At 72.8% G+C, this 13,190-nt stretch carries 12 protein-coding genes; 2 read left to right on the forward strand and 10 right to left on the reverse strand.

Features of this window, described 5'->3' with window-relative positions:
* The first annotated feature begins 2 nt into the window (after positions 1-2).
* Positions 3-782 (forward strand): transglycosylase SLT domain-containing protein, encoded by a 780-nt coding sequence (locus ACFTZC_RS20790; RefSeq protein WP_382891764.1) that lies wholly within the window; start codon positions 3-5, stop codon positions 780-782.
* A 109-nt stretch (positions 783-891) separates the two neighbouring features.
* Here ACFTZC_RS20790 and ACFTZC_RS20795 read toward each other — a convergent pair whose 3' ends face one another.
* From ACFTZC_RS20795 to ACFTZC_RS20810, 4 genes are all read right to left on the reverse strand, one after another.
* Complete coding sequence (locus tag ACFTZC_RS20795; RefSeq protein WP_382891766.1) at positions 892-2,301, reverse strand: amino acid permease; 1,410 nt, start codon at positions 2,299-2,301, stop codon at positions 892-894.
* Positions 2,302-2,480: 179 nt separating this feature from the next.
* Positions 2,481-2,891 (reverse strand): hypothetical protein, encoded by a 411-nt coding sequence (locus ACFTZC_RS20800; protein WP_382891768.1) that lies wholly within the window; start codon positions 2,889-2,891, stop codon positions 2,481-2,483.
* A gap of 134 nt (positions 2,892-3,025) precedes the next feature.
* Positions 3,026-4,177, reverse strand: coding sequence for a trypsin-like serine peptidase (locus ACFTZC_RS20805; protein WP_382891770.1), 1,152 nt, complete (start codon positions 4,175-4,177; stop codon positions 3,026-3,028).
* Positions 4,178-4,321: 144 nt separating this feature from the next.
* Positions 4,322-4,891 carry a nitroreductase family deazaflavin-dependent oxidoreductase gene (locus tag ACFTZC_RS20810; protein ID WP_382891772.1) on the reverse strand — a complete coding sequence of 190 codons (570 nt, stop codon included), beginning with the start codon at positions 4,889-4,891 and terminating at the stop codon, positions 4,322-4,324.
* Positions 4,892-5,006: 115 nt separating this feature from the next.
* Between ACFTZC_RS20810 and ACFTZC_RS20815 the strand changes: the two genes are divergently transcribed.
* Entirely contained in the window at positions 5,007-6,308 is a 1,302-nt protein-coding gene (locus tag ACFTZC_RS20815) for a PP2C family protein-serine/threonine phosphatase (RefSeq protein ID WP_382891774.1), read from the forward strand.
* On the opposite strand, the gene ACFTZC_RS20820 is transcribed toward ACFTZC_RS20815, so the two are convergent.
* The 6 genes from ACFTZC_RS20820 to iolC form a co-directional block, all read right to left on the reverse strand.
* Positions 6,286-7,152, reverse strand: coding sequence for a sugar phosphate isomerase/epimerase family protein (locus ACFTZC_RS20820; RefSeq protein WP_382891776.1), 867 nt, complete (start codon positions 7,150-7,152; stop codon positions 6,286-6,288). The genes ACFTZC_RS20815 and ACFTZC_RS20820 overlap by 23 nt on opposite strands.
* Complete coding sequence (locus tag ACFTZC_RS20825) at positions 7,149-8,171, reverse strand: Gfo/Idh/MocA family protein (RefSeq protein WP_382891778.1); 1,023 nt, start codon at positions 8,169-8,171, stop codon at positions 7,149-7,151. Before ACFTZC_RS20825 ends, ACFTZC_RS20820 begins: the two co-directional genes overlap by 4 nt.
* A 62-nt stretch (positions 8,172-8,233) precedes the next feature.
* Positions 8,234-10,117, reverse strand: a complete 1,884-nt coding sequence (iolD, locus tag ACFTZC_RS20830) for a 3D-(3,5/4)-trihydroxycyclohexane-1,2-dione acylhydrolase (decyclizing) (protein WP_382891780.1) — start codon at positions 10,115-10,117, stop codon at positions 8,234-8,236.
* A complete protein-coding gene (iolB, locus tag ACFTZC_RS20835; RefSeq protein WP_382891862.1) occupies positions 10,117-11,028 on the reverse strand; it encodes a 5-deoxy-glucuronate isomerase in 912 nt (303 codons plus the stop codon). Before iolB ends, iolD begins: the two co-directional genes overlap by 1 nt.
* Before the next feature lie 135 nt (positions 11,029-11,163).
* Entirely contained in the window at positions 11,164-12,036 is an 873-nt protein-coding gene (locus ACFTZC_RS20840; protein WP_382891864.1) for an aldolase, read from the reverse strand.
* 4 nt (positions 12,037-12,040) lie between these two features.
* On the reverse strand, positions 12,041-13,069 hold the full coding sequence (gene iolC, locus ACFTZC_RS20845; protein WP_382891782.1) for a 5-dehydro-2-deoxygluconokinase: 1,029 nt from the start codon (positions 13,067-13,069) through the stop codon (positions 12,041-12,043).
* Positions 13,070-13,190: the final 121 nt, after the last annotated feature.

Below are 13,190 nucleotides of genomic sequence, written 5' to 3' on the forward strand. Positions count from 1 at the left end.
TCGTGCCCAGAAACGCCAAGCACCGCCGCCCCAGAACCGGCTCGCTCGCCCGTCGCCTCGTCGCGGTCGGCACCGGGGGCGCCGCTCTCGCGATTCCGCTGGTCACCGCGGCCACCGCCCAGGCGGCGCCCGCGACGGTGGAACACGTCCGTGCGGCCAAGGCCGCGGAGGCTCCCGCCGCCACGCCGAAGACCGCCGCCACGACCTATGTCGTGGTCGAGGGCGACTCCCTGTCGAAGATCGCGCAGGCCCACTCCGTCAGCGGCGGCTGGCAGAAGCTCTACGAGGACAACCGGAGCGCCGTCGGCGCCAACCCGTCGCTCGTGCACCCCGGCCTCAAGCTGACCGTCAACGGGAAGAAGGCGGCCGCCCCGGCGACCACCGCCACGGAGACGAGCACGAAGACGAGCACGGAGTCCGCCGGGACCGGCTCGGTCGAGCCGGCCGTCGCGAAGACGTACACCGACAACCTGGACGGCTGGATCCGCGAGGCGCTGGACGTCATGGCGCAGCACGGGATCCCCGGCAGCTACGAGGGCATCCACCGCAACATCATGCGGGAGTCCTCGGGCGACCCGAACGCCATCAACAACTGGGACATCAACGCCCAGAACGGCGTCCCGTCCAAGGGTCTTCTCCAGGTCATCGCCCCGACGTTCCAGGCGTACCACGTGCCCGGTACGGCGATGGACGCCTACGACCCGGTCGCCAACATCACGGCCGCGTGCAACTACGCCGCCGACCGGTACGGCTCGATCGACAACGTGAACGGTCCCTACTAGACCGGACCCGCGTCGCCCGACGGGTGACGAACGCACCGGGCCCCGGCCCCGCCGTCCTGCGACGGCGGGGCCGGGGCCCGTTCGCATACGTATCACCCGTGTCGTACGGTCACACCCGCCGCGCGCGCAGCTCCCGTACCCCCGCCACCGCCAGCACGAGCGCCGTCGCGCCCAGGGACCAGAGGAGCTGCGGGCGGGCCGCGTCGTCGAGGAGCATCAGCACGAACACCGTCGCCATCGCGGCGAGCGTCACCCAGGTCAGGCCGGGGAACAGCCACATCCGCAGGACCAGGCGCTCCGGCGCCTCCCGCTCGACGCGCGGGCGCAGCCTCAGCTGCGAGACGGCGATCATCGCCCAGACGAAGAGCAGCACCGCGCCGACCGCGTTGAGCATGTACAGGAAGACCGAGTCGGGCCACTTCAGATTGAGCAGGACGGAGACGAACCCGAACGCGACCGACGCCAGCACCGCCCGCCGGGGCACGCCCGACCCGCTCACCTTGAGCAGGGCCTTCGGCGCCTCGCCCCGCTCGGCCAGGGAGAAGACCATCCGGGAGGAGCCGTACAGGTTGGCGTTGAGCGCCGAGAGCAGCGCCACGAACACCACGATGTTCATGATCTGCCCGGCCGACGGGATACCGATCGCGTCGAGGACCGTGACGTACGGGCTGAGCCCCGCCTTCTGCGCCGTCCAGGGCAGCACGACCACGATGACCGCCATCGAGCCGACGTAGAAGAACAGGATCCGGTAGACCGCGCTGCGTACCGCGCGGGCCACCGAGCGCACCGGGTCGTCGGACTCGGCCGCCGCGATCGTGACGACCTCCAGTCCGCCGAAGGCGAAGATCACGGCGAGCACCCCAGAGGTCACGCCCTGCCAGCCGTGAGGGAGGAAGCCGCCCTGCCCGGTGAGGTTGGCGAGACCGGCCGGGCGGGTGTCGGGGAGCACACCGAAGACCGCGAGGAGCCCGAGGACCAGGAACGCGACGATCGCGAAGACCTTCAGGGCGGCGAAGTAGAACTCGAACTCGCCGAAGTTCTTCACGGCGGCGAGGTTCGCGCCCGTGAAGACGATCATGAAGACCAGGACCCACGCCCACTGCGGTACGGAGGGCAGCCAGCCGTTCGCGATCTGCGCCGCCCCCGTCGCCTCCACGGCGAGCACGACGACGAGCAGGAACCAGTACAGCCAGCCGACGCTGAAACCCGCCCACCGGCCGAGCGCGCGCTCGGCGTGCACGGAGAACGAGCCCGACGCGGGCAGCGCCGTCGACATCTCGCCCAGCATCCGCATCACGCACATCGCGAGCGCGCCCGCGATCAGGTACGAGACGACGATCCCGGGTCCGGCCAGCGCGATCCCGGCGCCGGAGCCGACGAAGAGCCCGGCGCCGATGACGCCGCCGAGCCCGAGCATGGTGAGATGGCGCTGCTTGAGCCCGCCGGCCAGCGGTTCGGCGGATTCGGTGGATCCGGCGGTCGGCGTGGCGGCGGGGCCGGAGGTGAGTCGGTCGTGCATGGGGAGGGCTCAGACTGCTTTCGGGGCCGGTGAGGGGGACGCGGTGGTGCGGTCCTCGCAGTCTCCCCGGACGCCCCCCGTCCAGGCAAAACGTTTCCGGACGCGACGACCGGCGCCGGCGCGCCCGCCCCGGTTCCCCGTCCGCCACCGGGCTCGGCGGCGGACGGGGCCGGACGGGCCTACGCGTCGAGCGGCGGCCGGTGGGTCGGGGAGCCGGCGATGCTGCCGCCGGTCCGGGTGACCGGGGCGTCGAACTCGGTGATCGTGAGCTGGAAGCCGACCGGGCGGCGGGCCGCGATCGGCTCCAGGTGCTTCTCCGCCGCCGCGAAGAGCTCGTCCGCTATCCGGCTCCTGAGCTCCTCGGGGCGGCCGGGCGCGATCGTCAGCCTGATCTGCACATGGCCGTTGGCGGGCCCGCTCCCCGGACGGTCGCCGACCCGGGCGGCGGTCGCCGGCATGGCGAGCGTGCGGGTGCCCCAGCGGGGGAAGACGCCCAGGCCGAGCGCGGTCTCGTGCAGGACGTCGAGGAGCGTCTCGACGTCCAGGTCCTCGGCCAGGTTCGGGGTGTACTCGACGATGATGTGCGGCACCTTCGGATCTCGCTTTCGTACGGCCGTACGGGAGACGCCGGGGCCCCGGCGCCACCGCGATTCTGCCCGGACCTCGTGCCGGACCGCCGCCCCGTCGCGTACCGGACCGCTCACCCGGCCGGAAACCGCACCGCTCAGGCGAACTTGTCGCTGACGGCGTCGTAGATCGCCTTCGCCCCCGGGCCCAGGTACGGACCCGCCAGCCAGGTCTGGGCGCTCGGGCCGATCGACGTGTTGCTCACCAGCGCGGGCCGCCCCTGCGCGTCCTCGATGAACCAGCCGCCGCCGGAGGAGCCCCCGGTCATGGTGCAGCCGACCCGGTACAGCGACGGCTGGTCGTCCCGGACCGAGAGCCGGCCGGGGCGGCCCAGGCAGGAGAACATCCGCTCCCCGTCGAACGGCGGCGCGGCCGGATACCCCCAGAGGCTCATCCCCGCGATCTTCGTCGCCGACGGCGCGTCGAACATGACGCGGGACGCCCCGCCGACCGTCTCCTCCAGCGAGGCGAAGTCGCTGCCCGCCGGCTTCTTCACATGCAGCACGGCGAAGTCGAACGGCGAACCGCTGCCGCCCGACGGGGTCCCCTCGGAGATCCACTGGGGCGAGGTCTGCGCCCAGTCCGCCCACCAGATGCCGAACGGCGAGAGCCGGCTCTTGCCCACCCCCACCAATTCCTCGCTCGACAGCCCCTTGTCGTTGTAGGACGGCACGAAGACGATGTTGCGGAACCAGCCGCCCTTCGCCCCCGCGTGCACACAGTGCCCCGCCGTCCACACCAGGTTGGAGGCGCCGGGGTTGGCCGGGTCGGACACCACCGTCGCGGAGCAGACCGAGGGACCCTCGGGGGTGTCGAAGAAGAGCTTGCCGACCACCGGGGCGCTGTCGCGGTACGAGACGGGCACCGGCCGCGCGGCGACAGGCTCCGGCTCCGGGTCGGAGACGCCCGCGTCCTCGAAGTTCCCGTCCACCGGCCGGTCCGGGCTGACGCCCTGGAGCATCCGGCCCGGGAGCCACAGCCCCTCGATGACCGGATTGAAGAACGCGGCGGCCTCCCGCGCCCAGTCCGAGGCGTCCCAGTCGCGCCAGCCGCCCTCACGCCACCCCTCCGGCGCGTCGGAGCCGACGGACCCGGCGGGCCCGGTGCCTCCCGCGGATCCGGCCGACCCGGCTGACCCGGCGGACCCGGCGCCCACGCTCCCGGTGGGCGCGGAGCAGGCGGTGGCGCTGATCGCCAGTAGGGCGAGCATGCAGGCCATGAGCATCACCGGGCGGTGCCTGGAGCGCATGGATCGTTCCTCCGGTCCTTCAAATGCGTCGAACGCTGTGCGCGCGGGGCCCGGGGAAGTACGGAGTCCGGCGACAACCTGTCTTGAGGAGGTAGTACGTGGGGGCGCCCGCCCCGGTTCAAGACACCGTGCCGCAGGCCCGCTTCAGGAGGCGGGCGGTTCCGTCGCCGGGGAGGACGCCGGGCGCGGGAACGAAGGACGGGACTCCTCCAGCCGTACGAACGCGATCCGCTCGCCGGCCGCCCGGTACGCCGCGAGGCGGGCGTCCGCGTCCGCGTCGGGTCCTGCGTCGGCCTCCGGGTCGAGGCCCAGGAACGCGCAGAGCGTCCTCGCCGCGCGGGGCCTGGCGCGCGCGTACCGCTCCATGATCAGGCCGCACTCCTCCGGGGCCGGGAAGCGGGCCGTGACCGCGTGGTAGCGGCGGCCGGTCTGGATGGTCACCTGGGGGGTGTGGCGCAGGTTCCGGTACCACTGCGCCGACGCGCCGGAGCCGGAGGTGACGGTCCAGCTCCGCGGCGCCCTTTCCTGCTCGACGACCCCGATCACGACCTGGCGCGACTGCCCCGTGAACCGGCCCGTGTGGATGAGCAGCAGCATCCGCCGGCCGAACAGCGGTCCGAGGCCCGCGCGGTAGAGGAGGATCGGCAGTCTGTCCACCTTCCGCCGCCATCCGGTGGGGGGCGTCACGCCCGGCGGCGGGGACGGCTGCTTCACAGCCCTGCACCTCCTGGCACCGCAGAGGCCGGATGACGGCGTCGATTCGATAACGACGGGACGTTCATGGAGCTTTCGCGATGCTTTGACAACAGAACCTTTGCATAGTCTAAACATGGGCGAGGCGGGAGCGGACATGCTGCGGGAGGACCGACCGGAAGGCCGGTCCGGCACGCGGCCCGGCGGGAAGCCGGGCACGGGACCCGGCGCGAGACCCGGCGGCGCCCCGGCCGCCGTGACCGCCGCGTTTCCGGGCGTGAACGCGGGCGCCCGCACCGGGGCGGGGGACGGCGCGCCGACCGGCCGCGGCACCCCGGGCGCGGATCTCTCCACCCCCGTTGTCCTGGGCGTTCTCCCGTTCGCGGCGCTCGCCGTCGTCGCGCTCGTGGAGCTGATCGCCGGGCCCAAGATCGGCTTCCTGCCGCTCTTCTCGCTCGGCCCCGCCTTCGCCGGACTCGTGGGCGGCTGGCGGCGCACCGCCTTCATCGGTGTCCTCGCCCTCGTGTGCTGTCTCACACTCGGGCTGTACGACGGGCTGCTGCAGAGCCGCCGCGGCTACACGGCGTTCGCCTCGGTCGCCGGGGTGACGGCGGCGAGCCTGGTCGCCGTCGGGATGCGGCAGCGCCGCGAGGCCGAACTCGCCAGCGTCCGCTCGATCGCGGAGGTGGCCCAGCGCGCGCTGCTCCGCCCCGTACCGGGCACGGCGGGGCCGCTGCGCGTCGCCGTCTCGTACACCTCGGCGGTGGCGGAGGCGCGGATCGGGGGCGACCTGTACGAGGTGGCCGTCGGCGCGGGGCGCGTCCGCGTGATCGTCGGAGATGTCCAGGGCAAGGGGCTCGAAGCGGTGGAGACCGTCGCGGTCGTCCTCGGTGCCTTCCGGGAGGCGGCGCACGACGAGCCAGGACTGACCGGCGTCGGCGCCCGGGTGGAGCGCGCCATGAGCAGGGAGCTGGACGGCGAGAAGTTCGTCACCGCGCTGATCGCCGAGATCGGCGAGGACGGTGGCGCCGTCTTCCTCAACTACGGGCATCCGCCGCCCATGGTGCTGCGCGCGGACGGCGCGGTGGAGTTCCCCGAGCCCGACCAGTACGCGCTGCCCCTCGGCCTGGAGGCGCACGGCACCGAGGGCCCCCGGCCCTTCCACGTGGCGTTCGCCCCCGGCGACCAACTCCTCCTCTACACCGACGGGGTGACGGAGGCGCGCGACGCGGCCGGGACCTTCTACCCGCTCGGCGAGCGGGCCGCGCTCCTCGCAGGACCCGATCCGGCGGCGGCGCTGGAGGCGCTGCGCAGGGATCTCGTACGCCATGTGGCGGGCCCGCTGCACGACGACGCCGCCACCCTGCTGCTCCGGTACGCACCGGAGCGGCAGGAGCCTCCGGAGCAGCGGGAGTTCAGCGGGCCAGCTCCTTCGTGACGCGGTCCAGCATCAGCGCGGACGACTCCCTCGCCCGCTCCTCCCACGCGAAGACGCAGACCGTCGCCACCCCGTCGAAGTTCATCTCCCGCAGGGTCGAGAAGAAGGTGTTCCAGTCCACCTCCCCCTGCCCGATGTCGAGATGCTGGTGGATCCGGGCGGCCGTGCCCGGCGGGTTGAGGATGTACCGCAGCCCGGACGAGCCCTTGTGGTCGAAGGTGTCCGCGAGGTGCAGGTGCCGCAGCTTGTCGCCCGCGTACCGCAGCATCCTCGCGATGTCCGCGCCCGGGGCCGCGCCGGAGAGGTGGAAGGTGTGCGGGGCGCAGTACAGGTAGTTCACATACGGTTTGTTGATCGCCCGGACGAGATCGACCGCCGGGTCGTTCTCCTCGCAGAAGTCGTCCGGGTGGGCCTCCAGGTTGAGCGCGATGCCCTCGCGTTCGAAGACCGGCAGCAGCTCCTCCATCGACCGCCAGAACGCCGCCTCGCTCTGCGCGGCGGCCTCCGGGCGGCCGTTGAACTCGGAGTTCATCAGCGGGCAGCCGAGCTGGGCGGTGATCTCGATCATCCGTTTCCAGTAGCGGACGGCGCTCTGCCGCTCCGTCTCGTCCGGGCTGGACCACTTGTAGAGCGGCAGCACGCTGGAGAGCTGCACCCCCGTCTCGTCCAGCGCGCTCCTCAGCTCGGCGACCCGCTCGTCGTCGGCGCGCGGGTGACGGAAGAAGGGCATGAAGTCGTCGCGCGGGGACAGCTCGATGTAGGCGTAACCCAGGTCGGCGACGGTGCGCACCATCTCCCTGATGGGCAGGGCGCGGAGCATGTACGGGTCGAGGGCGATCTTCACCGGGTGTCCCCTCCGTAGAAGGCGGGCCGCTTCTCCAGGGCGTCCACCCGGACGATCCCGCCGGACTCCAGGGCCTGGACGAGCGCGCCGGTGATGACGGTCGCGGCGTAGCCGTCCCACGCCGAGGGGCCGGTGGGCTCGGCGCCGTTCGCGACGGACTCGGCCCACTCGCGGAACTCGGTGTCGAAGGCGTTCTCGAAGCGGCCCTGCCAGTCCTGGAGGATTCCGGTGGAGGCGCGCCCCGCCGTGCGTACGGAGACGGCCGCCGGGTCGGGGAGGCGGACGAGCCCGTCCTCGCCGACGGTCTCGCACTGGATGTCGTACCCGTACTGGCAGTTGACGAAGACCTCCAGATCGATTCGGACGCCCTCGGCGGTCTCGAAGAGCATGATCTGCGGGTCCTGGAGGTGCGCGTGCCGCTTGCCGGTCCGGCGCGGCGTCACCACCTGTACGGAGCGGATCTCGTCGTCCAGCAGCCAGCGCAGCACGTCGATCTCGTGAACGGCGGTGTCCTGCGCGGCCATCGCCGAGGTGTAGGAGGCCGGGACGGTCGCGTTGCGGTGGGCGCAGTGCACCATCAGCGGGACACCGATGGCGCCCGACTCGATGACCTTCTTCATCTCGCGGTAGCCGGCGTCGTAGCGGCGCATGAAGCCGACCTGGACGAGCCGGGAGCCATGGGCGGTCTCCGCCTCGATGATCTCCAGACAGTCCTCGGCCTCCGTGGCGAGCGGCTTCTCGCAGAAGACCGGCTTGCCCGCGCCGATGGCGCCGAGGACGTGCTCGGCGTGGGTCGGGCCCCACGAGGTGACGACGACGGCGTCCACGTCGGGCGCGTCGATGACCTCGCGCCCGGTGGCCAGTGCGCGGGCGCCGACGGTGGCGGCGACCTCCTCGGCCCGCGCCGTGTCGATGTCGAACACCGCCGTGACCCGGGTGCCGGTGATCACATGGGTGAGCCGGCGGATGTGGTCCTGGCCGATCATGCCGGTGCCGATCACACCGATGCGCACAGTCATGGGGGGTTGCCCTTTCACAGGAAGCGGGAGGCGGGAGGCGGGAGGCAGGGGGACAGGAGGCGTCAGAGGTAGTGGCGCTGGGAGCGCTTCGCGTCGCGGTACGTCCCGTACGCGCGCCGGGTCGACTCCAGCTCGGAGACCTCGCCGACCGGGACGTCCCACCAGGCGCTGCCGGGCGGGTTCGGCCCGTACAGGTCCGTCTCGACATGGACGACGGTCGTCCGGTCCGCGTCCCGGGCCTTGGCCATCGCCCGGCCGAACTCCTCGGCGGTGGTGGCGGAGAGGACGTCCGCGCCGAGCGAGGCGGCGTTGGCGGCCAGGTCGACCGGCAGGACCTCGCCGTCGAGCTGCCCGCTCCCGGCGTCCCGGTAGCGGTAGCGCGTACCGAAGCGCTGCGAGCCCAGCGACTCCGAGAGCGCGCCGATCGAGGCGAATCCGTGGTTCTGGACGATCACGATGATGACCTTGACCCGCTCGGAGACCATGGTGACGATCTCCTGGGCCATCATCAGATACGAGCCGTCACCGACCAGGACGACGACCTCACGGCTCGGATCGGCCATCTTCGCGCCGAGCCCGGCCGCCACCTCGTACCCCATGCAGGAGTACGCGTACTCGACGTGGTACGCCTTCGGGTCGCGGGCGCGCCACAGCATCTGGAGGTCGCCGGGCAGCGAGCCCGCCGCGTTGATCACCACGTCCCGGTCGTCGAGCGACCGGCGCAGCGCGCCCAGGATCGCGGTCTGCGCGGGCAGCGGCCCGTGGTCGGCGGAGAGGCACTCCTCCGCCGTACGCCGCCACTCCCCGGCCAGCTCCGCCACCCGCTGCCGGTAGGCGTCGTCGGTCCCCCAGCCGGCCAGCTCCCGCTCCAGCGCCTGGAGTCCGAGCCGGGCGTCGGCGACCAGCGGCTCGGCGGAGTGCTTCACCGCGTCGAGCCGGGCCACGTTCAGGTTGACGAACCGCACGTCCGGGTCGCCGAACACGGTGTGGCTCGCGGTGGTGAAGTCGCTGTAGCGCGTGCCCACGCCGAGGACGACATCCGCCTCGGCCGCCAGCGCGTTGGCCGCCGTCGTCCCGGTCGAGCCGAGGCCGCCGACCGCGCCCGGATGGTCCCAGGGCAGCGCGCCCTTGCCCGCGTGGGTGTCCGCGACCGGGATGCCGGTGGCCTCGGCGAAGTCGCGCAGCGCGCCCTCGGCGCCGGAGTACACCACCCCGCCGCCCGCGACGAGCAGCGGCCTGCGCGCGGTGCGCAGCAGTGCGGCGGCGCGCGCCAGCGCGGCGGGCTCCGGCACGGGCCGGCCGATGTGCCAGACGCGGCGCCGGAAGAACCCCACCGGCCAGTCGTACGCCTCGGCCTGCACGTCCTGCGGCAGACAGAGCGTCACCGCGCCGGTCTCCACCGGGTCGGTGAGCACCCGCATCGCGGCGAGCGCGGCGGGCACGAGCTGTTCGGGCCGGCTGATCCGGTCGAAGTACTTGGACACCGGGCGGAAGGCGTCGTTGACGGAGACGTCGCCGCCCCGGGTGTCCTCCAGCTGCTGGAGGACGGGGTCGGCGGCGCGGGTGGCGAACATGTCGCTGGGCAGCAGCAGCACCGGCAACCGGTTGGTGGTGGCCAGGGCCGCGCCCGTGATCATGTTGGTGGAGCCGGGTCCGGTGGACGCGGTGCAGGCGTACGCGGAGAGCCGGTCGCGCATCTTCGCGAAGGCCACCGCGGCGTGCACCATGCCCTGTTCGTTGCGGGCCAGGTGGTAGGGGAGGTCCGCCTCGCCGGTACGGTCCGCCTGGAGCAGCGCCTGCCCGAGCCCCGCCACGTTGCCGTGCCCGAAGATGCCCCAGACACCGGGGATCAGCCGCTGCTCCTCGCCGTCGCGCTCGCTGTACTGGTTCGCCAGGAACCGTACGAGCGCCTGCGCGGTGGTGAGCCGTACGGTCTCCGTCGCCATCACAGCTCCTCGGGGGTGCCGGTGCCGGTGCCGAACGGCAGCCGGGGGTCGGTGGCCTGGTCCTCCCAGGTGGCGCGGACCCAGCCGTGGGCCGGATCGTCGCAGATCAGCCACGCGCGGTCCGGGCCGGGGCCCGCCATGACGTTCAGGTAGTAGAGGTCGTAGCCGGGGGCGGCGATCGAGGGGCCGTGCCAGCCGTGCGGGATCAGCACCGTGTCCCCGCTGCGCACCTCGGCGAGGACGTCGAGGGGCCGCTCGGCCGTCCCGTACACCCGCTGGTAGCCGAGGCCGGGGCCGGCCGGGCCCGGTGCCACCTCGAAGTAGTAGATCTCCTCCAGCTCGCTCTCGACCGGGGTGCCGTGCTCGTCGTGGCGGGCCTCGTCGTGCTTGTGGGGCGGGTACGACGACCAGTTGCCGCCGGGGGTGAGCACCTCGCAGACGAGGAGCTGGTCCGCCTCGAACGTGCCGGGCAGACAGTAGTTGTTGACCTGGCGCGAGCAGTTCCCGGCGCCGCGCAGCTCGGCCGGTACGTCCTGGGCGGGCCCGTACCGTACGGTCAGCCGGCGCTCGCAGCGCGCCGAGGGGAGGGCGAAGCGCCCGCCGCGCTCGCTGCGGATCACGGCGTCGGTGTCGCGGGGGAGGTACGCGAAGTCGCTGACCGCGTCGAAGACGCCGTCCCGGCCGGCGAGGAGAAGGGTCCTGCCGTCGGCGACGACCGTGCAGGACCCGCCGAGCGGCAGCACCAGGTACTCGCTGTCGCCGGTGCCGAGGGAGACCTGTTCGCCCGGGGCGAGTTCGACGACGCGCAGCCCGGAGTGGCCCCAGCGCGCCGACTCGGGGGTGACGACGGTGGTGTACGGTCCCTCGGCGGTGGAACCGGCGGGCAGATGCAGGGAGTGGTCACTCACCACGGACTCCTCGCGCTCCTTCGGTCGACTGGTGCGGGTGCGGGTGCTGGTGCTGGTGGTGCTGGTGGTGCGGGTGGCGGGTGGCGGGGTCGGCACCCGCGGGGTACACGATGTACGCGTCGGCGGCGGGGCGGCCGGTCACAGCAGGCTCACCGCGCGGTCCACGGCCCCGGCGACATCGCCGTCCGCGGGGTAGAGCAGCGACCGGCCGACGATCAGGCCCTGCACGGTCGGCAGGGCGAGCGCCTTCTGCCAGGCGGTGAACGCCGCCTCCGCGTCCTTGACCTCGCCGCCGAGCAGCAGCACGGGCAGCGTGGAGGAGGCGAGGACCCGCTCCATCTCCTCGACGACCGGCAGCTTCAGCCAGGTGTAGGCGCTGCGGCGGCCGAGTCCGGACGCGATGGTGATCGACGTGATCACCGCGTCGGGGGAGAGGTCGTTGCGGATCTTCCCGTCCACCCAGCGGGAGAGGAACGGCTCGATCATGGCGATCAGCGCCCGGTCGTTCAGCTCGTCCACGGCGTGCGCGGTCTGCTCCAGCACGGAGGGGGTGGCCGGGTCGTCCAGGCAGATACGGGTGAGCGTCTTGCCCCCGTCGAAGCGCATGGCGGCGATGGTCTCGGCGTCGTACCCGGTGAACCGGTCGTCGATCTCGAAGGCCGAACCGGCCAGCCCCGCGCGGTTCATGGAGCCGAAGACGCTCTTGCCGTCGAGCACGCCGAGCAGCAGCAGGTCCTCCAGGATGTCGGCGGTGGCGAGGACCCCGGTCACCCCGGGGCGCTCCAGCGCGGTGCACATCCGGTCCAGGAGCTGCCGGCGGTCGGCCATCGCGGTGGGGTCGGAGCCGACCGCGTTGGCGCCGCGCGCGGGGTGGTCGGCGGCGATGATCATCGCCCGGCCGTTCCCGCCGAGCGGCGAGGCGGCCCTGACCCGCCGGGCGGCGGCCTCGGCGATGGCGCCGGGGTTGGTGACCCGTGTCTCGACGATCCGCCGGATCCGGTCGGACAGGATCCGGTCAGACACCCTGGACTCCCTCGACACCCGTGCTCTCCTCCTCGATCGTGTTCCCGCCGAGCCGCGCCTCGACCGCCGCCGCGTCGGGCATGGCGTCCGAGCAGGCCAGCTCCCCGGCGACGATCGCGCCCGCGGCGTTGGCGAAGCGCATCGTCCGCGCCAGGTCCCAGCCGGCCAGCAGCCCGTGGCAGAGCGCGCCGCCGAACGCGTCGCCCGCGCCGAGGCCGTTGACGACCTCGACCGGTACGGGCGGCACCTCGACCGCGGTGCCGGACCGGTCCATCGCCAGCACGCCCTTGGGGCCCTGCTTGACGACGGCGGTCCCGACGCCGAGTGCGAGCAGCGCGCGGGCGGCGGCGTACGGTTCGGTCTCGCCGGTGGCGATCTCGCACTCGTCGCGGTTGCCGACGGCGACGGTGGCGTGGGCGAGTGCCTCGCGGTAGTACGCGCGGGCCTCCGCGACGGCCTCGCCGGGACGGACCTCGCGGCCGCCCGCGTACGCGCCCTCCCAGAACATCGGCCGCCAGTCGAGGTCGAAGACGGTGATGCCCGCCCGGTTCCGGTGCCGGAGCGCCGCGAGCGTCGCCGACCGGCTCGGCTCGGCGCTCAGCCCGGTGCCGGTCATCCAGAAGATCCGGGCCGACGCGACGGCGCCGAGATCCAGATCGGCGGGGCGGATGTCCAGGTCGGGGGCGAGCGGCAGCCGGTAGAAGTAGAGCGGGAAGTCGTCCGGCGGGAAGATCTCGCAGAACGTCACCGGGGTCGGCGCGACCGCGGAGACCCCGACGTGGCTGGGGTCGACGCCGTACTCGGCGAGCGCGCGCCGCACGTACCGGCCGAAGGGATCGTCGCCGGTCTTGGTGATCACCGCCGCGGTCCTGCCGTAACGCGCCGACGCGACCGCGACGTTGGTGGGGCTGCCTCCCAGGTACTTGCCGAACGAGGTGACATCCGCCAGACCGACGCCGGTCTGCAGCGGATAGATGTCGACTCCGACCCGTCCCATGGTCAGGACGTCCAGGACTGCCATGTAAGGGGACCTCCAGCACCTGGCACGCTCTACTAGCGCGCTCTAGTTGCTCGTACGATGCTCGATGTCCATATGTCCTGTCAATAGCTTGTTACGTGCGGCTTTCCGTGAGGAGACGGGG

Origin of the sequence: Streptomyces sp. NPDC056987 (assembly GCF_042673865.1) — a bacterium.
Classification (GTDB): Bacteria; Actinomycetota; Actinomycetes; order Streptomycetales; family Streptomycetaceae; genus Streptomyces.

What these genes read in the sequence shown, in the direction of transcription:
- ACFTZC_RS20805 (WP_382891770.1), bottom strand. Translation starts at nt 4,177, where the DNA reads ATGCGCTCCAGGCACCGCCCGGTGATGCTCATGGCCTGCATGCTCGCC.
- ACFTZC_RS20815 (WP_382891774.1), top strand. Translation starts at nt 5,007, where the DNA reads ATGGGCGAGGCGGGAGCGGACATGCTGCGGGAGGACCGACCGGAAGGC.
- ACFTZC_RS20795 (WP_382891766.1), bottom strand. Translation starts at nt 2,301, where the DNA reads ATGCACGACCGACTCACCTCCGGCCCCGCCGCCACGCCGACCGCCGGA.
- iolC (WP_382891782.1), bottom strand. Translation starts at nt 13,069, where the DNA reads ATGGCAGTCCTGGACGTCCTGACCATGGGACGGGTCGGAGTCGACATC.
- iolD (WP_382891780.1), bottom strand. Translation starts at nt 10,117, where the DNA reads ATGGCGACGGAGACCGTACGGCTCACCACCGCGCAGGCGCTCGTACGG.
- ACFTZC_RS20825 (WP_382891778.1), bottom strand. Translation starts at nt 8,171, where the DNA reads ATGACTGTGCGCATCGGTGTGATCGGCACCGGCATGATCGGCCAGGAC.